This is a genomic window from Cellulosimicrobium sp. NPDC030954 (assembly GCF_055571305.1).
This window is the reverse complement of record NZ_JBVIFN010000014.1, coordinates 65,019-84,521: the sequence shown is the minus strand read 5'-3', so window position 1 is coordinate 84,521 and position 19,503 is coordinate 65,019. Positions and strand designations below refer to the sequence as shown.

Below are 19,503 nucleotides of genomic sequence, written 5' to 3'. Positions count from 1 at the left end.
GCGACGCGAACGCCAAGCTCGCGGCACGGCTCGGCCCGCTGCGCGTCGCCGACGACGACCTGCCCGTCACGCCTCCCGTCCGCGGCACCGCCCCCACCCCCCCCCCCCCCCCCCCCCCCCCCGGGGGGGGGGGGGGGGGCCCCCCCCCCCCCCCCCCCCCCCAACCCCGGGTTCGGCGGCGAGAGGGTGGGCTCAGTCGCGGTCGTTCGGCATGAGGGCCCAGAGGATCAGGTAGGCGACGACCTGCGGGCCGGGGAGCAGGATCGAGACCGCGGCGACGATGCGCACGACGGTCGGGTCCCAGCCGAAGCGGCGCGCGATCCCTGCGCACACGCCCGCGATCATGCGACCGTGGCGCGGCCGGGACAGGGTCGGCCGGAAGGAGGCTGCGGAGGCGTCGAAGGTGCTCATACCTCGACGGTAGGAGCGCGGGTGCGGCGTCGGTATCGGGATGTCCCCCGAACCGACCCTGATCCTCGCGCCGGCGACCCTGAGCCCGGGCTCAGCGTCCGAGCGCTGCCTCGAACGCTGCCAGCGCGCGCGGCGACGCGAGCGCGAAGGTCACGGCGGCGACCCCGGTGCCGGAGTCGGTGCCCGCCCCGGCGCCCGACCAGCCGCGGACGGCCTCGACCGCGACGCGCGCGACGTCGTCGACGTCCCAGCCGTAGACACCCGCGCTCACGGCGGGGAAGGCGACGGTCGCGGCGCCGAGGCCCGCGGCGACGTCGAGCGACCGCGTGAAGCACGACGCGAGGAGCGCGGGGTCGGTCTGGCCGCGGTGCCGGTCCGGCCCGACGGTGTGGACCACCCAGCGGGCGGGGAGGTCGTAGGCGCCGGTGGCGACGGCGTCGCCGACGGGCAGGCCGTCGGGGAGGGTCGTGCGCCGGATGCGGCGGCACTCCTCCAGGAGCCGGGGCCCTGCCGCGGCGTGGATCGCGCCGTCGACACCCCCGCCGCCGAGGAGCGTCGAGTTCGCGGCGTTGACGATGGCGTCGACGGTGAGCGTCGTGATGTCGGCGAGCCGGGCGTCGAGGTCCATGTCCCCATCCTCGCGCGAGCACGGCGTTGCTCGCCGTCGAGCACGAGGTTCTTCGCGTTCTGGCGCCGAGAACGACAGCGACCTCGTTCTCGGGCCGAGGGGTCAGTCGCGCGAGACGACGACGCTCGCGCTGTGGCCGCCGAAGCCGAACGCGTTGACCAGCGCGTGGCGGGCGGTCGTGTCCCGGGCGGCACCCCGCACGACGTCGAGGTCGATCGCCGGGTCGAGCGCGTCGAGGTTGAGCGTGGGCGGCACCCGGCCGTCGCGCACGGCGAGCAGCGCGACGAGGACTCCCAGCGCGCCGGAGGCACCGAGCAGGTGGCCCGTCGCGCCCTTGGTGCTCGTCACGGGCGGGGGCATGCCGAGCGCCGCGTGCAGGGCGTCGGACTCGTTGACGTCGCCCACGGGGGTCGACGTCGCGTGCGCGTGGACGAGGCCGACGTCGGCGGGGGAGAGGCCCGCGGCGCGCAGGGCCATCCCGATCGTCCGGGCCTGGTTCTCCGGGTCCCCGCCGACGATGTCGAACGCGTCCGAGGTCAGCGCGGCCCCGGCGACGACGCCGTGCACCGCAGCGCCGCGCGCCCGCGCGTGCTCCTCGCTCTCGAGGACGAGGAGCGTCGCCCCCTCGCCCATGACGAAGCCGTCCCGGTGGACGTCGAACGGGCGCGACGCGCGCTCGGGCTCGTCGTTGCGGGTCGACATGGCGCGCGCCGCCGCGAACGCGGCGAGGGAGAACGGCCGGACGCCCGCCTCCACACCCCCGCACACGACGACGTCCGCCGACCCGGCGAGGATCATCTCCCGGCCCATCGTGATCGCCTCGGACCCCGCGGCGCACGCGCTGATCGGTGCGCGCGCCCCGGCCTTGGCGCCCAGGTCGATCGAGAGCCACGCCGCCGGCCCGTTGGCCATGAGCATGGTGACCGTGTGCGGCGAGACGCGCCGGGGCCCCTGCTCGTCGAGCACGTGGGACTGGTCGAGCGTCGTCGCGATGCCGCCGTTCGCGGACCCGACGACGACCGCGAGGCGCGTGGGATCGACGTCGGGCGTCCCTGCGGAGGCCCAGGCCTCGCGGCCCGCGACGAGCGTCAGCTGCTCGGCCCGGTCCGTGCGGCGCGCCTCGCGCACGGCGAGCCCCTCCGCGAACGCGTCGTCCACCCGCGCCGCGATGCGCACGGGCAGGTCGGCGGCCCAGTCGTCCTTGATGGCGTGCACCCCGGGCTCGCCGCGCAGCAGCGCGTCCCAGGTGCTCGCCGCGGTGAGCCCGACCGGGGTCACCGCCCCGTAGCCCGTGACGACGGCTCGTGTCATGGTGTCCCCCTACCTGCGGGCGTCGCCTCGTCGGACGACGGTTGTGGTCGATGGGTCCCATTTCAAGACATCCGTATGGGGTTTGTCTTGTCCGACAGTGTGACAGTGCGCACGCTGTCACTCACCACGAGTAAAGCGGCGGGTCGTCACCCCGGCCACGGCAGGCCCGCACGGTCGCGCCCGGTCGCCACGCATTCGGGACATGAAGGAGGACCGCGTGGCACGTACGGGGAGAGTGGTCGGGGCCGAGCGGGTCGCCCTGCTGCGCGTGCTCGACCAGCCGGAAGACCTGGGGGCCGGCGACGTCCGGACCCACGAGATGCTCGTGATCGAGCTGACCGACGCCACGGACGGAGACCCCGTGCCGACGTGGTCCCTCACCGTCGCGCAGACCTGTGCCCTGCGCGCCGACCTCGGCGGGCTCAGCACCGCGACGCTCACGCTCGACCCGGAGCACCCGCCGGTGCCTGACGCGCACGAGGTGCACCTGCTCGTCACGGAGATGGCGTGCAACAGCGGACAGGACGCCGAGGGGCGGGTGCGGCTCTCCGACCTCGCGGTGCGCGACGACGCGATCGCCGTGACGGTCGGCGTCGAGCCGCGCACCGGCGAGGCGGACTGCCCGTCGAACCCGCCGACGCCGTTCGTCGTCGAGCTCGACGAACCGCTGAGCGACCGCGTCGTGCTCGACGCGTCGGTGCACCCGGCGCGGGAGGTCGTGCTGCCCTGACCCGGGAGGTCAGGACCCGTCGAGCTTCAGCACCCGGCACGCGTTCCCCGCGTAGAGCGCCGGCAGAAGGTGCGCCGGGAGGTCCGCGCCCGAGATGGCCCACCGACCCTGCGGCGGAACGGGGTCGCCGGGGGCGTAGGAGAAGTGCTCGTCGGCCGTCTCGAGGAACCGGAAGTGCGTCTCGAGCTGCTCGCGAGACAACGGGAACGCGTCGGTGCCGAACAGGACCCGGTCGGGGAAGTCCTCGACGAGCCGGCGGAAGCGCCGTGGCTGACGCCCGAGCTCGCCCAGCCGGCCCGCGACGTCGACGACGAGGTTCGGTGCGGACCGCAGGAGCCGTGAGACGTGGTCGAGGTCCTCGGCGACGCAGCCCACGTGCGCGCCGACGTAGGTGGTCCCCGGCGTCGCGACGAGCAGGCGTTCGAACGCGTCGAGCAGGTGATCGAACGACGGGAACCGGGACCGGTCGGCGAACGACCACGACGGCTGCGCGGAGAGCTCGTCGATGCGCTCGTTGTACCGGTCCAGCGGGTCGAAGAACGCCTTCGGGTCGGCGACGTGGATCAGGACGGGCAGCCCGAGCTCGCCCGCGAGCGCGAGCGTCTCGACGACGCGAGGGTCGTCGGGCGCGACGAGGGCGCCGTCGGGGCCGGTGACGGTCAGGCCGAGGTTCTTCCACACCTTGAGGCCGCGCGCCCCGCGCGCCGCGGCGTCGCGGAGTTGCCGCTGCACCTCGCGCTCGCCGCCCGCGTGGGCGAGCGCCCCCCAGTCGACCTGGCAGAAGGTGAGGAACCGGCCCGGGTGCGCGCGGTCGTACCGGTCGAGGTTGGCCTCGAGCTCGTCGCCCCACAGGCCGTCGAGGTTGACGACCGTGCGCACGTTCGTGCGGTCGAGCAGGTCGAGCAGCGCGGGGACGTCCGGCGCGCACCAGTCGGCGGTGAGCCAGCGGCCCAGGTGGTTGTGGACGTCGACGGCGGCCACCGCGGCCCGGGTGACGTCGGTCCGGGGGAGCCGCACGCGGGCACGCGGCTCCCAGTCGGCGAGCCGCAGGCCGGGTACGGGCGGCACCGGGGGCGGGGTGGCGTGATGGAGAGGATCGGTCACGTCCTCGAGCATCTGCCCCGCGCGCGCAGATTTCACGGATGTTACGCGAACCGATCATTCATAGTGAGTGAATGTGCCACTCTGCGTGACTATCGCGCAGACGATGAGCAGGATCTTGGGCATCGGGTCCGCGCCGTGCGGCACCCACCACCGCTGGACCCGGGGTCACGACCCCGCCGACGACAGGACAAGCACGTGAGCCCGAGCGCCGTCACCGAGCGAGAGATCCACAGCCAGCCCGACGTGTGGGCCAAGGCCCTCGCGGGCGGACCCGCCACCGGCTCCGTGCTCGGCGCGCCCGGCGAGCGCGTCCTCGTGCTCGGGTGCGGGACGAGCGCGTTCGTCGCCGAGGCGATCGCGGTCCTCCGTGAGGACGCGGGCCTCGGCGAGACCGACGCCGCGTACGCGTCGGAGTGGCACCCGACGCGTCCCTACGACCGCGTGGTCGTCATCAGCCGCTCGGGGACCACGAGCGAGTGCCTCGAGGCGCTCGCGGCCGTCCCCGCAGGAACGCGCACCGCTGCGGTCGTCGGGGTCGCAGGTACGCCCGTCGCCCTCGCGGCGGACGACGTCCTCGTGCTCGACCTCGCGGACGAGGAGTCGGTCGTCCAGACGCGGTTCCCGACCTCCGTGCTCGCCGTCGCCCGCCAGGCGTTCGGCGAGGACCTCTCCGACCTCGTCGAGCAGGCCGAGCAGGCGCTCGCGACGCCGCTGCCCGTCGAGCCGGGCGCGTTCGAGCACTTCGTGTTCCTCGGCCGCTCGTGGGCCTACGGCCTCGCGCAGGAGGCGGCGCTGAAGATCCGCGAGGCGGCGCAGGCGTGGTCCGAGTCCTACCCCGCGCTCGACTACCGGCACGGGCCGGTCGCCGTCGCCACCGACGCGACGCTCGTCATCCTGCTGGGCGACGACGACCCGGCGCTCGCCGAGGACGTGCGGCGCACCGGCGCGACCGTCGTGCACCTCGAGGGGGACCCGCTCGTCCAGCTCGTGCAGTGCCAGCGCCTCGCCGTCGCCCTTGCCACCGACCGCGGCCTCGACGCGGACGCGCCGCGCCACCTCACCCGCTCCGTCGTCCTCGGCTGAGGACGACCCGCGACAGCCCGTCAACGACGGGGACGCAGTACCCGGACACTCGACGAAGAGACCGCCCAAGAGACAAGGCCGACAATGTTCCGTCATCCCACCCGCCGCCGTCCCGACCGTCCTCTCACCGTGGCCCGGGGAGCCGCCGGAGCGGTCGTCGTCTCCGGCGCGCTGCTGCTCGCGGCGTGCTCGTCCGGGACCCAGGGCGCCACGACCCTCGACCCCGAGGCCGACGTCACGCTCACGTGGTGGACCGGCCAGGCCGACCAGGCCCAGACCATCCTCACGGGCCTCGCCGAGGAGTTCGAGGAGCTCCACCCCAACGTGACGATCGAGGTGTCGTCGGGCGCGCCGTCGACGGAGGACCTGCTGCAGAAGCTGTCGTCCTCGTTCGCGGGCGGCACCTACCCGGACATCTCCTACGCGTTCGGCTCCTGGGCGAGCGAGCTCGCCGAGTCGGAGCGCACGCTCGACATCACCGACCAGGTGAGCGACCCCGACGTCGGCTGGGACGAGTTCTCCGGCGCCGCTCGCGCCACCGCCCAGCCGGACGGCGAGACGACGATCGGCTTCCCGGCCGTCGTCGACAACCTCTCGCTCCTGTACAACAAGACGGTGTTCGACGCCGCCGGCGTGGACTACCCGACCGAGGACTGGACGTGGGACGACTTCCGCGCCGCGGCGAAGGAGCTCACGGACCCCTCGACGAGCACGTACGGCTACGCCTACGGGGTCTCCGGCTCCGAGGAGACGACGTGGCAGTTCTGGCCGCACTTGTGGCAGCGGAGCGGGGAGATCCTCGACGAGTCCGGCACGACCGCGACGTTCGACTCCGACGCCGGCGTGGACGCGCTGACGTTCCTGCGCGACATGGCCGTCGAGGACGGGTCGGTCTACCTCGACCAGACCGACACCAAGTTCACGCAGATCTTCGCGAGCGACCAGATCGGCATGGTCACGTCCGGGCCGTGGACGCTGTACGACCTCCAGGTCGCGGGCACGCAGTACGGCGTCGTCCCCTTGCCGGCCTACGACGGCGAGCACACGACGATCTCCGGCGCCGACCTCTGGGTCCTGTTCGACCACCAGGACGCGAACCGTGAGCACTGGTCGTACGAGTTCACGAGGTGGCTGACCGACCCCGAGCAGGACGTGCGCTGGAACGTCGTCTACGGCAACCTCCCGCTGCGCGAGAGCGAGATCGACTCGCCGGAGTTCCAGGCACAGGTCGCGGCGATGCCCGGCCTGGACGTCATGGCGCAGAACAGCGAGAACGCGACGATCCCTCGACCGACCGTGCCGGGGTACGTGAACCTCTCCGAGGCGGTCGGCACGGCGGTCTCGGAGGTCCTCCAGGGCAAGGGAGAACCGCGCGAGGCGCTCGAGCGGGCCGCCGACCGATCGGACGAAGCGCTGGCGGACCAGTGACGCCGACGATCGTGCCCACCCCCGTCCGGCGGGCCCCGCGGCGCCGCCGGACGGGGGAGGCGCTCGCCGGGTGGGGCTTCGTCACCCCGGCGACCCTGCTCGTCGTCGGTCTGTCGATCTTCCCCGCGGTCTGGGCGTTCCTGCTGTCGTTGCAGGACTGGAACGGCTTCTCCACCCCGGAACCGGTGGGCGCGGACAACTACCGGCGCATGCTGACCGACGCCGAGCTGGGAGCCGCGGTGGGGCACACGCTCCTGTACACCGCGCTGTTCGTCCCGGCGTCGCTCTTCCTCGGGCTCGGACTCGCGGTCGCGCTCAACCGCCGGCTCGTCCTGGTCGGGGTCTACCGCACCCTCGTGTTCCTGCCGTTCGTGGTCTCCGCGGCGGCCACCGGCATCCTCACGACCTACCTGTTCAACCCGCAGTTCGGGTTCGTGAACAACGTGCTGCGCGTCCTCGGCCTCCCGCAGCAGGGCTGGCTCGAGGACCCGTCACAGGCGATGGTCGTCATCACGATCATGTCGTTGTGGGGCCAGGCCGCGTTCACGACCGTCATCTACCTCGCCGCGCTCCAGGACATCCCGGTCGAGCTCGCGGAGGCCGCCCGCGTGGACGGCGCGAACCGGTGGCAGTCGTTCTGGCACGTGACGTTCCCCCAGCTCGCCCCGGTCACGGTGTTCGTCGCCATCTGGCAGACGATCCAGGCGATCCAGCTCTTCGACCTCGTCTACACGACGACGCGCGGCGGCCCGCTCGGGTCGACCGAGACGGTCGTGTACTACCTGTGGAAGGCGGCGTTCAAGGAGCTCGAGTTCGGGTACGCGTCAGCCGTGGCGTACGGGCTGTTCGCCGTGACCCTGCTCATCACCATCGCCGTGACGCTCTACTCCCGCCGCACGAAGGTTGGTGGACTCTGATGTCGACGACCGTTCCCGGACCTGCCGCCTACGCCACGACTCCCGGCGGACCGCAGGCGGCGCCGCCCGGCGCCCCGGACGGCCCGCTCCCCGCCGCCACCACCGCCACCCCTGCACCGCGGCGCCGGCGGCGACGCGCCTGGCTGTGGCACCTGCTGCTCGTCCCCGTCGCCGCGCTGTTCGCGACGCCGTTCGTGCAGATGTTCCTCACGTCGCTCACGCCCGAGGCGGAGATCAACCGGTTCCCTCCGCGGTTCTGGCCCTCGCAGCTCACGCTCGACGGCTACGTCAAGCTCTTCACCGAGACCGACGTGCTGCGCTGGACGACGAACACCGTCCTCGTCTCGGTCGTCGCCGTCGCGTCGCACATCGTGCTGTGCTCGCTCGCCGGGTACGGGTTCGCACGCCTCAAGTTCCCGGGCCGCACGTTCGGGTTCCTCGCGATCATGGCGACGATCATGATCCCGACCCAGCTCCTCATGGTCCCGACGTACGTCCTCTTCGCGCGCATCGGCATCATCGACACGCTCGCCGCCGCGATGGTCCCGTGGCTCGCGTCGGCGTTCGGGATCTTCCTCATGCGCCAGTTCTTCCTGTCGCTCCCGCCCGAGCTCGAGGAGGCGGCCGTCCTCGACGGGTGCTCCCGGCTCGCGACGTTCTGGCGGATCATCCTCCCGCTCGCGCGGCCCGCGCTCGCGACGCTCGCGATCTTCACGCTGCTCGGCTCGTGGAACGACCTCGTCTGGCCGCTCATCGCGATCAACGACCCGTCGTCGTTCACGCTCCAGCTCGGGATCACGAACTTCCAGGGCGCGCGCCGGACCGACTGGTCGCTGCTCATGGCGAGCAACGTCGTCGCGACCCTGCCGCTGGTGCTGTTCTTCCTGTTCGCCCAGCGCCAGTTCATCGCCACCATGACCTTCACCGGAGTCAAGGGATGACCACGCCCTACACCCTGCCCGACGGACCCGACCGGACGACTGCACGACCCGTCGTCGTGGTCGGCGACGCGAACGTCGACCTCGTGCTGCGTGGCGACGTCGTCCCGCGCTTCGGCCAGGCCGAGCAGCTCGCCGACTCCGGCGACCTCGTCCTCGGCGGCTCGGCCAGCATCGCGGCGGCCGGCGTCGCGCGCCTCGGGGTGCCGACGACGCTCGTCGCGCGCGTCGGCGCGGACACGTTCGGCACCTTCACGCTCGACGCGCTGCGCGCCGCCGGGGTGGACGTGTCCGCCGTCGACGTCGCCCACGACGAGCCGACAGGGCTCTCGGTCATCCTCTCCACGCCCGACGACCGGGCGATCCTCACGGTCCCCGGCACGATCCCGACCCTCGCCGGCTCCCACACGCTCGCCGTGCTCGACGGCTGGCACGGGCCGCTCGGCGTCGTGCACGTCGCGTCGTACTTCCTCCAGCCGCGTCTCGCCGCGGACCTGCCCGCGGTCCTCGCGTCCGCACGCGAGCGGGGGTGGACGACGAGCCTCGACACGAACTGGGACCCCGCCGAGCGCTGGACCGGGCTCGCAGACCTGCTGCCCCACGTGGACGTGCTGCTGCCGAACCGCAACGAGCTGCGCGCCGTCGCCGCCGCCCTGGGCGCCCGCTCGCCGGAGGGGTCGGCGGACGAGCCCGACGTCGCGCTCGCCCGGGCGGTCGCCGCGCGCGGCCCGCGCGTGGTCGTCAAGGACGGTGCGCGCGGTGGGTGGTCGGTGGGTCGGGTCGGGGAGGTGGTCCGTGCACCGGGTCTCGCCGTCGACGTCGTCGACACGACCGGCGCCGGTGACAGCTTCGACGCCGGCTACCTCGCGGCCCTCGCGCACGGGGTCGCGGACGAGGCCGAGCGGGTGCGCTGGGCGGCCTGCGCCGGCTCGTTGTCCACGCTCGGCCCGGGCGGCACCGGAGCACAGGCCTCGCTCGCCGTGCTCCGGGCCGCGCTCGCATGATCTCCGCGCTCGCCCTCAGCCCCTCGCTCGACGTCACGTACGTCGTCGACGCGCTCGAGGGGATCCAGCGCCCGCGCGAGGTCCGACGTGTCGGCGGGGGAAAGGCGCTCAACGCGGTCCGGGCCGCGGCGTCGCTCGGCGCCCGCACGACCGCCGTCGCGGTCCTCGCCGGGGGGTCGGGCGAGGACGTCGCGGCCGGGGCGAGAGCCGACGGTGTGGACCTGCACGTCGTGACGGGAGAGCACCCGACGCGCACGTGCGTCTCGGTCCTGGCCGCGGGCACCGGTGCGCTCACCGAGATCTACGAGCGCGCCGTCCCCGTCGGGCCGGACACCCTCGACCGCGTCGTCGGGCTCGCGCTCGACCTCGCCACGCGCGAGGGCGGGTGGTGGCTGCTGTCCGGCGGCCTCCCCGGCACCATCGCGCCGAGCATGGTCGGCACCGTCGTCGGTCGGCTGCGGGCGGCGGGTGCCCGCGTGGCGGTGGACAGCCACGGCCCGGCGCTCGCGGGCGCCGTGGGCGAGGGGCCGGACCTGGTCAAGGTGAACCGGGGCGAGGCGGCGGAGCTGCTGGGCGTCCCCGAGGACACGCCGGGTCCAGTGCTCGTCACCGGGCTCCGCGACCGGTCGGGCGGCCTCGTGGTCGTCACCGACGGCGCGGAGGGGGCGTGGGCGAGCGACGGCACGAGCGTCCTGCGCGTGCGGCTCGAGGGCAACGTCGGCCGCTTCCCGGTGGGGAGCGGCGACTCGTTCCTGGGCGGGATGCTCGTCGCGCTCGACGCGGGGGCGTCCCTCGCCGAGGCGGTGGCGCTCGGTGCCGCCGCGGGCACGGCCAACGCCCAGGTCCCCGGTGCGGCCGTCCTGGACGCGGACCTGGCCCGCCGTCTCGTCGGCGAGGTCACGGTCGAGACCGTGGCGCTCCCGGTGCCGTAGACCCGCTGCGGGGTCAGCGCTGCGCGGTCGGCCCCTCGGTCGGCCGCACGGCCGCGACCGGACCGTCGTCGGGCACGACCTGGACGTCGACGCCGACCGCGGCGATCGCGTCGAGCGCGGCCGGGTCGGCGGACGAGTCCGTCACGAGCACGTCGATCTCCTCGAGGTCCGCCATCTTGGCCAGCGTCACGCGCCCCACCTTCGAGCCGTCCGCGACCACGACGACGCGCTCGGCGTGCGCGACCATCGCGTGGTTGGTGCGCGCCTCCGTCTCGTCGTGCGTCGTCGCGCCGCCGCGCACGCTGATGCCGTCCGTGCCCAGGAACGCGGTGCCGACGTTGATCGCGTTGAACGTGTGCTCGGCGAGCACGCCGACGGCCTCCAGCGAGCTCGACCGGACGAACCCGCCGGTCATGATGACCTGCAGGTTGCTGCGCGCGGCGAGCTCGGTCGCCGTCGTCAGGGCGTTCGTGGCGATCGCGAGGTCGGGTCGCGTCGCCAGGGCGCGCGCGACGGCCGCCGCCGTCGTGCCGCCGCTGATCGCGACGGAGTAGCGTCCCGGCGGGAGCAGCCCGGCGGCGTGCTGCGCGATGCGCAGCTTCGCCTCGCGGAACCGGGAGTCGCGCAGGAGCACCGGGACCTCCGTCGTGGGGTCGAGGGCGCGCACCCCGCCGTGCGTGCGCAGCACGAGGCCCTGCTCCTCCATGTCCGCGAGGTCGCGCCGCATCGTGGCCGAGGAGACGCCGAGCTCACGGACCAGCTCCGTGAGGCGCGCCGTGCCGTGCTCGTTGACGTACGTCAACGCCCGCATCATGCGGTCGCTGCGCTTGTGGGAGATCGCGCGGGGCGCGGCGTCGGGTGCGACGGACATGCGCTTCCTTCCGGCGGTTGCGGGGCGGGTGTCCGACGCTCTCGGCAGCGGACGAGGCAAATCGCTCAGTCAGAGTGAGTGTTATCAGCGAAATCTGATCGTATTCTTGCACAGTGCGCTCGACGGCGCCCAGGATCGTCGACATGGTCAGCATCGCGTTCGTCGGCGCCGGGAGCGTCGTCTTCACCCGCCAGCTCGTCGCCGACATCCTGCGCTACCCGGAGCTCGCCGACGCCCGCCTCGTGCTGCACGACATCGACCCCGAGCGGCTCCGCGTCGCCGAGGGCACCGCGCGTCAGGTGAGCCGCCAGCTCGGGGCGTCGGCCACCGTCGAGGCGTACGCCGAGCGTCGCCGGGCCCTCGACGGTGCCGACTTCGTCGTCAACATGATCCAGGTCGGCGGCATCGACGCGACGCTGAGGGACCTCGAGATCCCCGCGCGCCACGGCCTGCGCCAGACCATCGGCGACACGACCGGCGTCGGCGGCGTGTTCCGCGCGCTGCGCACGTTCCCGGTGCTCGAGGGCATCGCGACCGACATGCGCGAGCTGTGCCCGCAGGCGTGGCTGCTCAACTACACGAACCCGATGGCGATGAACGTGTGGTGGGTCTCCACCGTCGCTCCCGACCTCAAGGTCGCCGGGCTCTGCCACTCCGTCTACTGGACGGCGCACGACCTCGCGGAGCTCGTGGGCGTCCCCGTGGAGGAGACGCGGTACCGGGCCGCGGGGGTCAACCACCAGGCGTGGCTGCTCGAGTGGGAGCACCAGGGCGAGTCGCTGTACCCCCGGCTGCGCGAGACGATCCGCCGCGACCCCGGGCTCGAGCGTCGCGTCCGGGTCGAGATCTTCCGTCGCCTCGGCTACTACCCGACGGAGACGAGCGAGCACTCCTCCGAGTACTTGCCCTGGTTCCTCCGCTCCGACGATCAGATCGAGCGCTACCGCCTGCAGCCGCTCGAGTACGTCGGCATCAGCCGGGAGAACGTCGCTGAGTTCGAGGCGGCGCGGCGTGCGCTCGCCGCCGGCGAGGACCTCGCGCTCGAGGACGGCGCGAGCGAGTACGCGCCCCAGATCATCCACTCGCTCATCACCGGGACGCCGCGCGAGGTGCACGTCAACGTCCCCAACCACGGGCTGATCGGCAACCTGCCCCAGGGTGCGGTCGTCGAGGTCCCGGCGGCGGTCGACGGCGACGGTCTGCGCCCCGTGCCGATGGGCTCGCTCCCGGCCCAGTGCGCGGCGCTCAACCAGCCGTACGTCTCGGTCGGCGCGCTCACCGTCGAGGCGGCGCGCACCGGCGACCCTCGGCTCGTGCGCCAGGCCGTGCTCATGGACCCGAACGCGTCCTCGACCCTCACGCCGGAGCAGATCTGGGCCCTGTGCGACGAGCTCGTCACGGCGCACGGCGACCTGCTCCCCGAGCCGTTGCGCGCCCTCGTGCCGGCAGGTGCCCTGTGACCCTGGCCGCGACGGGCAACCTCGTCGCTGCGGCGGCGCGCGACGGCGGCGCCGTGCTCGCGTTCAACGTCATCACGCTCGAGCACGCCGAGGGCATCGTCGCCGGCCTCGAGGACTCCGGGGCACCCGGCATCCTGCAGGTCAGCGAGAACGCCGTCCGCTACCACGAGGGCCGCATGACGGCCCTGGTCGCGGCCTGCCGCGAGATCGCCGTCGCGGCGCGCGTCCCCGTCTCGCTGCACCTCGACCACGTCCAGGACGTCGACCTCGCGCGCCAGGTCGTCGACCAGGCGTGGCGGCTCGGGATCACGTCGATCATGGTCGATGCCGCCCACCTCGACTACGCGGACAACGTCGCCACGACCCGCGACCTCACCCGGTCGGCGCACGACACCACGCTGTGGGTCGAGGCCGAGCTCGGCGCGATCGGCGGCAAGGACGGTGCGCACGCGCCCGGCGTGCGGACCGACCCGCACGAGGCGGCGTCCTTCGTCGCCGCGACCGGTGTCGACGGGCTCGCCGTCGCCGTGGGCAGCTCCCACGCCATGACGAGCACGACCGCGGAGCTCGACCTCGACCTCGTCGAGCGGATCGCCGCCGAGGTCCCCGTCCCGCTCGTGCTGCACGGGTCGTCCGGCGTGGCCGCCGCGATGCTGCGCGACGCCGTCGCGCGCGGGATCCGGAAGATCAACGTCGGGACCGCGCTCAACGTCGGCTACACGCGTCAGGTGCGAGACTTCCTCGACGCGAACGACGGGGTCACCGACCCCCGCAAGTACCTCGCCCCGGCGCGAGGGGCTGTGCGCGACGCCGTCGACCGGCTCTGCACGCAGGTGTTCGCCTGACACCTCGGACCGTCCTGCATCTCCTGATCGGCACCCCCACCATGGCGCGCGGGCAGCGCGTCACGACGAGAGGAACGAGCACATGAGACGAACGACGACCGGCCTGGCCCTCGGCTCGGCGCTGGTGCTGACCGCGTGCGCGGGCGGCCCCGCCGTCGGCGGCACGAGCCCCGTCCCGGACACGGCGCGCACGACCTCCACCGACGCGACGACCCCCGCCGCGGTCGAGCTGCCGCCCACGAGCGGGATCCTCGACTACCAGCTCGGCGGCGCGTACGACCAGGTCGACGCGGGATCCGGGCCGGTCGCCCCCGACGTGGTGGTGCGCGACGCGACGGCGACGCCGCTCGCGGGCGCGTACAACGTCTGCTACGTCAACGGGTTCCAGACGCAGCCCGACGACGCCGACCTCTGGCTCGACCACGAGGAGCTCCTGCTGCACGACGCGGGCGGGGAGCTCGTGATCGACCCCGACTGGCCGGACGAGTTCGTGCTCGACCCCTCGACCGCCGCGCAGCGGGACGGGATCCTCGACCTCCTCGGCCCGGTCGTCACCGGGTGCGCCGACGACGGGTTCGACGCCGTCGAGATCGACAACCTCGACACCTGGACCCGGTTCGACCAGATCGACGAGGCCGGCGCGCACGCGCTCGCGACGGCGTACGTCGGTCTCGCGCACGACGCCGGGCTCGCCATCGCCCAGAAGAACGCCGCGGAGATCACGCAGGTCGCGCACGACGACCTCGGCTTCGACTTCGCCGTGACCGAGGAGTGCGCCGTCTGGGACGAGTGCTCCGCGTACACCGACGTGTACGGCGACCACGTGCTGCAGGTCGAGTACCCCGGCCCGCTCGCGGGCGAGGGCCTCACGTTCGCCGACGTCTGCGCTCTCGGCGACCGCGCACCCCTGACCGTGCTGCGCGACCTTTACCTCGTCACGCCGGACACGGACGTGAGCGGGTTCGACCCCGTCGAGGAGACGGGCGAGCCGTACTCGTACGTGTTCGAGACCTGCTGACCGCGAGGCGGCGGGCGGCGCCCGCGCCGTGCGCCGCCTCGTGTCACCAGCCGTCGGGCGTGAGGAGCTTGCGGATGCGCTTCTCGCTCACCGGGCCGTCGGTGCCGAGCTGCTGCGCGAACAGCGACACGCGCAGCTCCTCGACCAGCCACCGGACCTCGGCCAGGTCCGCCGCGCGGACCGGGTCGGCCGGGCCCTGGGCGTAGGCGGCCCGGGCGCGCTGGTACGCCTCCTCGACGTCGTGGACGCGCCACGCGAGCTCGGCGTCGCGGTTCGGGTTCGTCTGCGCCTTCTCCAGCCGGTACGACGCCGCGCGCAGGTAGCGCGTCAGGTGCGGCAGGCGGCGGGGCGGGGTCTGGGAGACGAACCCGTCGTGGATCAGGCCCGCAGCCTGGTCGCGCAGGTCGGTGAGCGTGTTGAGCAGCGCGAGGCTGTTCGACGCGCGGATCTCCGCGTCGAGGTTGCGCGACGCCGTCAGCGCCGCCACGACGTGCCCGACCACCTGGTGCACCTGGTCCTCCAGGTGCGCCCGCACGAACGTCCGTGCCGCCGCGTAGCTCTCGGCGTCGCGGATCGCCGCGACGTCCGGCTGCGTGCCGTACGGCCCGCTGCCGCCGCTCGTCAGCGCGATCACCGCGGCGAGCTGGAGGTCCGCGACGAGCGCGTCCGTGTTCCGGTACGGGCTGGCCGCCATGGTGAGCGACTGCGTCCCGTTCCACCGGCTCGTGATGCGCCCGGTCTGCAGCGCCGTCTCCGTCAGCAGCAGACGCCGCACCCCCCGCGCGTGCTCCCGCGCCTGCGCGGTCGCGTCGGCCAGCACGCGCAGCGCGACGACCGGCTTGCCCTTCGCGTCCTGCTCCTCGACGACCGCCGGGTACCCCCGCACCACGACCCCACCCCCGAGGTCGGTCGACACCGTCGCGGGCAGCCGCCCGTCGGTGAGGTCGTCGGGCCAGGTGATCAGGTTGGTGCGTTCGCTCACGAGCGCGGCCGTGGTGGGGTCTGCGGGCGGTGCGTCGCCTCGCCGCGGCGAACCGGACGCCGAGGGCGACGCTGCGCCGTCCGGCGCCGTGCCCTGTCCGCGGCGCGTCGGCGAGCCGGACGCGGAGGCGGGGGAGGGGGCGTCGGATGCGAAGGGCGTGGCGGGCCTGGCGGGAGCGCCGTGAGGAACGAGCGGCGCGGATGGTAGCCCGAGCACCGACGCCCCCTCCGCCGCCGAACCCGACCCAGAGACCGACGCACCCGACCCGGGAACCGATCCCGAAGCCGCCTCGCGCAGAGCAGCACCCACCGCGCCCTTCACCGCGGCGCGGACCGCCGCCTGGTTCTGCGCGGCGAGACGACGCTGGAGGGCGAGGAGGTCCTTCGACTCGTCGAGGACGACGGACCCGCCGCGGCCGCGCGGGTCCTCGACGCGGAACGTCATGCGCAGGTGCGCGGGCAGGCGCGCCTCCTGCTCGGGGCCCCACGCGTCGTCGGGGATGACGACGTCGCGCAGCGCCCGGACGGCGCGCGTGAAGGCGACGGGGAACGGCTCGGCCATGTCGCCCGCGCGGGCCATGTCCTCCCAGGCGGGCGTGTGCTCGCGGAGCCAGGCGACGACGTCGCGCGCGACGTCCGGTGCTGGCACGAGCTGGACGCGGACCGGCTTGGGCAGCGAGCGGATCGTCGCCGTGGCGAGCTCGTCGAGCAGGCCGGGGACCATCCAGTCGAACCCGTCGGGGACGACGCGGTTGAGCACGGAGATCGGGACGTGCACGGTGACGCCGTCGGCGTCGGTCCCGGGCTGGAACTGGTAGGTGAGCGGCAGCGTGAGCTCGCCCTGCGGCCAGGTCTCGGGGAACTGGGACGTGTCGATCTGCTCGGCGTCGGGCACGAGCTGTTCGAGCGTGAAGGTGAGCAGGTCGGGGTCCCGGCGGCGCGCCGTCTTCCACCAGCGGTCGAAGTGCGCGGCGGACACGACGTCGTCGGGGACGCGCTCGTCGTAGAAGTCGAACAGCGCGTCGTCGTCGACGACGAGCCCGCGCTGGCGCGAGCGCGCCTCGAGCTCCTCCGCCTCGGCGAGGAGCTTCCGGTTGTCGTGGAAGAACCGGTGGTGCGTCGTCCACTCGCCCTGCACGAGCGCGTGCCGCACGAACATCTCGCGCGCGGCCTCGGGGTCGACCTTGGCGTAGAGCACCTTGCGGTCCGCGACGATCGGCACGCCGTAGAGCAGCACCTTCTCGGTCGCGATGGCGGCGCCGCGCTTGGTCGACCAGTGCGGCTCGGAGTACGTGCGCCGCGCGAGGTCGCCCGCGAGGTCCTCGGCCCACTCGGGCTGGATGCGCGCGACGTCGCGCGCCCACAGCCGCGACGTCTCGACGAGCTCGCCCGCCATGATCCACGCCGGCGGCTTCTTGCTGAGCGGGGACCCGGGGAAGATCGCGAACCGCGCGCCGCGTGCACCCGTGTACTCGTTGCGCGCCTGCTTCTGCGCGCGCCGCAGCGCCTTGGCCCGGGCCTCGCCCTTGAGGTGCGCGACCGACGACGCCTTGACGTCGCCCGTGTCCTGCATCCCGAGCTGCGACAGCAGCCCGGACAGCAGCGCCTTGTGGATCGTGTCGCCGTCCCAGGCGCGCTTGTACGCCGCGCTCTGCTCGGCGGCGGCCGGGTCGGGAGCCGTGGTCGGGTCCGCGGCGGCTGAGCCCGAGGCCCCCTCCGCCGAACCCGATCCGGAGCGCCCGGCGCGCGGCTTGTACGACATGTCGATGCCGAGGGGCTTGGACATCTCGCGGAGCTGGGCGACGACGTCCTGCCACTCGCGGATGCGCAGGAAGTTGAGGTACTCGGCCTTGCACAGGCGGCGGAAGGCCGACGACGAGAGCTCGTGCTGCTGCTCGCGGACGTACTCCCAGACGTTGAGGTAGGTGAGGAAGTCGGAGTGCGGGTCGGTGAAGCGCGCGTGCGCCTGGTCGGCCTGCGCGCGGACCTCGGCGGGGCGCTCGCGCGGGTCCTGGATCGACATGACGGCGGCGATGATCGCGACCTCGCGCGCGACGCCGAGCCTCGAGCCCTCCCAGATCATGCGGGCGAGGCGCGGGTCCATGGGGAGCTGCGCGAGCACGCGCCCGACCTCGGTGAGGCGCGTGACGCCGTCGGACGTGGCGAGCGCGCCGAGCTCGGTGAGGAGCTGGACGCCGTCGCGCACGGCGCGCGTGTCCGGGGGCTCGACGAACGGGAAGCGCGCGACCTCGTCGGGGGTCTCGACGACGCCGACGGAGATCATCTGGAGCAGCACCGACGCGAGGGAGGTGCGCAGGATCTCCGGCTCGGTGAACTCGGGCCGGGAGAGGAAGTCGTCCTCGGAGTAGAGGCGCACCGCGATGCCGTCGGCGACACGGCCGGAGCGGCCGGAGCGCTGGTTCGCGCTCGCCTGCGAGACGGGCTCGATGGGCAGGCGCTGCACCTTGGTCGCCTTGGAGTAGCGCGAGATGCGGGCCGTGCCGGGGTCGACGACGTAGTGGATGCCCGGCACGGTCAGCGACGTCTCGGCGACGTTCGTCGCGAGCACGATGCGCCGCGACGTGTGCGCCTGGAACACGCGGTGCTGCTCGGCCGACGACAGCCGCGCGTACAGCGGCAGGATCTCGACGCGCTGCGGGTGCTTCGGGTCGGTGACGCGGTCCTTGAGGTGGCCGGTGAGCGCGTCGGCGGCGTCGTGGATCTCGCGCTCGCCGGAGAGGAACACGAGGATGTCGCCGTGCCCCTCGCGCATGAGCTCGTCGCACGCGTCGACGATGCCGGTCACGAGGTCCTTCTCCTCGGCGCCCGCGCGGCCCTTCGCCTTCGTGCCGCTGCCGGTGGAGGCGCCGGGGTCGACGTCGGGGGACAGCGGCCGGTACCGGATCTCGACCGGGTAGGTGCGGCCGGACACCTCGACGACGGGCGCGGTGTCGGGCAGCGCGTCGACCACGTAGTCCGGCGCGCCGCCGAGCTGGGCGAGGTGTGCGGGGGAGAAGTGCTGCGCGAAGCGCTCGGAGTCGATCGTCGCCGACGTGATGATCAGCTTGAGGTCGGGGCGGCGTGGCAGGAGCCGCGCGAGGTAGCCGAGCAGGAAGTCGATGTTGAGGGACCGCTCGTGCGCCTCGTCGACGATGATCGTGTCGTACGCGAGGAGCTCCGGGTCGCGCTGGATCTGCGCGAGCAGGATGCCGTCCGTCATGACCTTGACGAGCGTGTCCTCGCTGGAGGTGTCGGTGAACCGCACCTGGTACCCGACGACGCCGCCCAGCTCCGTGCCGAGCTCCTCCGCGATGCGCTCGGCGACGGTCCGCGCGGCGATGCGGCGGGGCTGCGTGTGCCCGACCTGCCCCGCGCGGCCCCGCCCGAGCTCGAGCGCGATCTTGGGGAGCTGCGTCGTCTTCCCGGAGCCCGTCTCGCCCGCGACGATGACGACCTGGTGGTCGCGGATCGCGGCGGCGATGTCCGCGCGTCGGGCGCTGACGGGGAGCTGCTCCGGGTACGTGATGGGCGGGACCGTCACGGCCTCGCGTGCCTGCGCGGCCCGATCGAGCTGCGCGCGGCTCACCTGCCGCGGGCCCGACGGCGGCCGCTCGCCCCGCCCGCGCCGCGTCGCCGTCGCGGTCGTCGAGGTGCCCGACGTCGGGCGGTCGCCCTGTCCGCGTCCGCGGCGGTTCCCGCGGCGACGACGACCCTCGCGCGGGGTGCCCTCGGCGGCGCCGCCCTGCTGGGCAGGGCGCGCGTCAGGCTGGTTCGCTGCGGGCTCGGTACTCACGACGGTCCATTCTCTCAACCCGTCGCAACTTCATTGCTCCCGAGGGCGG

16 protein-coding genes are annotated in these 19,503 nt (G+C 73.7%); 10 read left to right on the top strand and 6 right to left on the bottom strand.

Annotated elements, in window-relative coordinates; genetic code table 11:
- Positions 1–192 precede the first annotated feature (192 nt).
- The 3 genes from ACZ402_RS19040 to ACZ402_RS19030 form a co-directional block, all read right to left on the bottom strand.
- Positions 193–411 (bottom strand): PspC domain-containing protein, encoded by a 219-nt coding sequence (locus tag ACZ402_RS19040; RefSeq protein WP_375823399.1) that lies wholly within the window; start codon positions 409–411, stop codon positions 193–195.
- 91 nt (positions 412–502) lie between these two features.
- On the bottom strand, positions 503–1,039 hold the full coding sequence (locus ACZ402_RS19035) for an O-acetyl-ADP-ribose deacetylase (protein WP_375823400.1): 537 nt from the start codon (positions 1,037–1,039) through the stop codon (positions 503–505).
- Between the two features lie 102 nt (positions 1,040–1,141).
- Positions 1,142–2,350 (bottom strand): beta-ketoacyl-[acyl-carrier-protein] synthase family protein, encoded by a 1,209-nt coding sequence (locus tag ACZ402_RS19030; RefSeq protein ID WP_375823401.1) that lies wholly within the window; start codon positions 2,348–2,350, stop codon positions 1,142–1,144.
- Between the two features lie 217 nt (positions 2,351–2,567).
- Here ACZ402_RS19030 and ACZ402_RS19025 point away from each other — a divergent pair, with 217 nt between their 5' ends.
- Complete coding sequence (locus ACZ402_RS19025; protein WP_375823402.1) at positions 2,568–3,080, top strand: hypothetical protein; 513 nt, start codon at positions 2,568–2,570, stop codon at positions 3,078–3,080.
- Between the two features lie 9 nt (positions 3,081–3,089).
- On the opposite strand, the gene ACZ402_RS19020 is transcribed toward ACZ402_RS19025, so the two are convergent.
- Entirely contained in the window at positions 3,090–4,184 is a 1,095-nt protein-coding gene (locus ACZ402_RS19020) for an amidohydrolase family protein (RefSeq protein ID WP_375823403.1), read from the bottom strand.
- Positions 4,185–4,379: 195 nt separating this feature from the next.
- Here ACZ402_RS19020 and ACZ402_RS19015 point away from each other — a divergent pair, with 195 nt between their 5' ends.
- The 6 genes from ACZ402_RS19015 (at position 4,380) to ACZ402_RS18990 (ending at position 10,486) form a co-directional block, all read left to right on the top strand.
- Positions 4,380–5,267, top strand: coding sequence for an SIS domain-containing protein (locus ACZ402_RS19015; RefSeq protein WP_375823404.1), 888 nt, complete (start codon positions 4,380–4,382; stop codon positions 5,265–5,267).
- A gap of 129 nt (positions 5,268–5,396) precedes the next feature.
- A complete protein-coding gene (locus ACZ402_RS19010) occupies positions 5,397–6,695 on the top strand; it encodes an ABC transporter substrate-binding protein (RefSeq protein ID WP_375823405.1) in 1,299 nt (432 codons plus the stop codon).
- An 11-nt stretch (positions 6,696–6,706) separates the two neighbouring features.
- Positions 6,707–7,612, top strand: coding sequence for a carbohydrate ABC transporter permease (locus tag ACZ402_RS19005; protein WP_375823406.1), 906 nt, complete (start codon positions 6,707–6,709; stop codon positions 7,610–7,612).
- Positions 7,612–8,553 (top strand): carbohydrate ABC transporter permease, encoded by a 942-nt coding sequence (locus ACZ402_RS19000; protein ID WP_375823407.1) that lies wholly within the window; start codon positions 7,612–7,614, stop codon positions 8,551–8,553. Before ACZ402_RS19005 ends, ACZ402_RS19000 begins: the two co-directional genes overlap by 1 nt.
- Positions 8,550–9,554: a carbohydrate kinase family protein gene (locus ACZ402_RS18995; RefSeq protein ID WP_375823408.1), complete on the top strand. Its 1,005-nt coding sequence runs from the start codon at positions 8,550–8,552 to the stop codon at positions 9,552–9,554. The genes ACZ402_RS19000 and ACZ402_RS18995 overlap by 4 nt, the downstream gene beginning before the upstream one ends.
- The gene (locus ACZ402_RS18990; RefSeq protein WP_375823409.1) at positions 9,551–10,486 is read left to right on the top strand and encodes a 1-phosphofructokinase family hexose kinase; all 936 of its coding nucleotides are present in this window, start codon (positions 9,551–9,553) and stop codon (positions 10,484–10,486) included. The genes ACZ402_RS18995 and ACZ402_RS18990 overlap by 4 nt, the downstream gene beginning before the upstream one ends.
- Before the next feature lie 13 nt (positions 10,487–10,499).
- On the opposite strand, the gene ACZ402_RS18985 is transcribed toward ACZ402_RS18990, so the two are convergent.
- Positions 10,500–11,357: a DeoR/GlpR family DNA-binding transcription regulator gene (locus ACZ402_RS18985; RefSeq protein ID WP_375823410.1), complete on the bottom strand. Its 858-nt coding sequence runs from the start codon at positions 11,355–11,357 to the stop codon at positions 10,500–10,502.
- 143 nt (positions 11,358–11,500) lie between these two features.
- On the opposite strand from ACZ402_RS18985, the gene melA reads away from it, so the two are divergent.
- The 3 genes from melA (at position 11,501) to ACZ402_RS18970 (ending at position 14,680) form a co-directional block, all read left to right on the top strand.
- A complete protein-coding gene (gene melA / locus ACZ402_RS18980; protein WP_375823411.1) occupies positions 11,501–12,817 on the top strand; it encodes an alpha-glucosidase/alpha-galactosidase in 1,317 nt (438 codons plus the stop codon).
- Positions 12,814–13,662, top strand: a complete 849-nt coding sequence (locus ACZ402_RS18975; RefSeq protein WP_375823412.1) for a class II fructose-bisphosphate aldolase — start codon at positions 12,814–12,816, stop codon at positions 13,660–13,662. The genes melA and ACZ402_RS18975 overlap by 4 nt, the downstream gene beginning before the upstream one ends.
- Before the next feature lie 82 nt (positions 13,663–13,744).
- Positions 13,745–14,680, top strand: a complete 936-nt coding sequence (locus ACZ402_RS18970) for an endo alpha-1,4 polygalactosaminidase (RefSeq protein ID WP_375823413.1) — start codon at positions 13,745–13,747, stop codon at positions 14,678–14,680.
- 43 nt (positions 14,681–14,723) lie between these two features.
- On the opposite strand, the gene hrpA is transcribed toward ACZ402_RS18970, so the two are convergent.
- A complete protein-coding gene (hrpA, locus tag ACZ402_RS18965; RefSeq protein WP_375823414.1) occupies positions 14,724–19,454 on the bottom strand; it encodes an ATP-dependent RNA helicase HrpA in 4,731 nt (1,576 codons plus the stop codon).
- Positions 19,455–19,503: the final 49 nt, after the last annotated feature.

Coding starts and splice junctions, on each gene's coding strand:
- ACZ402_RS18990 (WP_375823409.1), top strand. CDS start 9,551: ATGATCTCCGCGCTCGCCCTCAGCCCCTCGCTCGACGTCACGTACGTC.
- melA (WP_375823411.1), top strand. CDS start 11,501: ATGGTCAGCATCGCGTTCGTCGGCGCCGGGAGCGTCGTCTTCACCCGC.
- ACZ402_RS18995 (WP_375823408.1), top strand. CDS start 8,550: ATGACCACGCCCTACACCCTGCCCGACGGACCCGACCGGACGACTGCA.
- ACZ402_RS19030 (WP_375823401.1), bottom strand. CDS start 2,350: ATGACACGAGCCGTCGTCACGGGCTACGGGGCGGTGACCCCGGTCGGG.
- ACZ402_RS19000 (WP_375823407.1), top strand. CDS start 7,612: ATGTCGACGACCGTTCCCGGACCTGCCGCCTACGCCACGACTCCCGGC.
- ACZ402_RS18985 (WP_375823410.1), bottom strand. CDS start 11,357: ATGTCCGTCGCACCCGACGCCGCGCCCCGCGCGATCTCCCACAAGCGC.
- ACZ402_RS18970 (WP_375823413.1), top strand. CDS start 13,745: ATGAGACGAACGACGACCGGCCTGGCCCTCGGCTCGGCGCTGGTGCTG.
- ACZ402_RS19035 (WP_375823400.1), bottom strand. CDS start 1,039: ATGGACCTCGACGCCCGGCTCGCCGACATCACGACGCTCACCGTCGAC.
- ACZ402_RS19040 (WP_375823399.1), bottom strand. CDS start 411: ATGAGCACCTTCGACGCCTCCGCAGCCTCCTTCCGGCCGACCCTGTCC.